This is a genomic window from Psychrobacter sp. 16-MNA-CIBAN-0192, assembly GCF_040309565.1.
Taxonomy (GTDB): Bacteria; Pseudomonadota; Gammaproteobacteria; order Pseudomonadales; family Moraxellaceae; genus Psychrobacter.
In genome coordinates this window covers 1-277 of record NZ_JBEOOX010000198.1, presented here as the reverse complement: position 1 = coordinate 277, position 277 = coordinate 1, and the positions used below count along the sequence as shown (strand labels likewise).

Annotated in this window: 1 pseudogene; it reads left to right on the top strand. The window is 41.9% G+C overall.

Annotated elements, in window-relative coordinates:
* A pseudogene (locus tag AAEY78_RS12900) lies at nucleotides 1-277 on the top strand (ATP-dependent Clp protease ATP-binding subunit ClpA); the annotation flags it as partial.

The window sequence follows — 277 nt, the reverse complement described above, 5'->3', positions numbered from 1 at the left end:
CGTCTAACTTACTCAAACCATTGTTATCAAGTGGTAAGTTACGTTGCATGGGGTCAACGACGTTCCAAGAATATCAAAGCATTTTTGAAAAAGACCGTGCTTTAGCACGTCGCTTCCAAAAAATTGATATCAATGAGCCTTCTGTCGCTGAAACCACCAAAATATTGATGGGGCTTAAATCTAAGTACGAACAATACCATGGTGTACGCTATACCCAAGCGGCCATCAGCAGTGCAGCTATCTTATCGGCAAAGCACATTAATGACCGTCATTTACC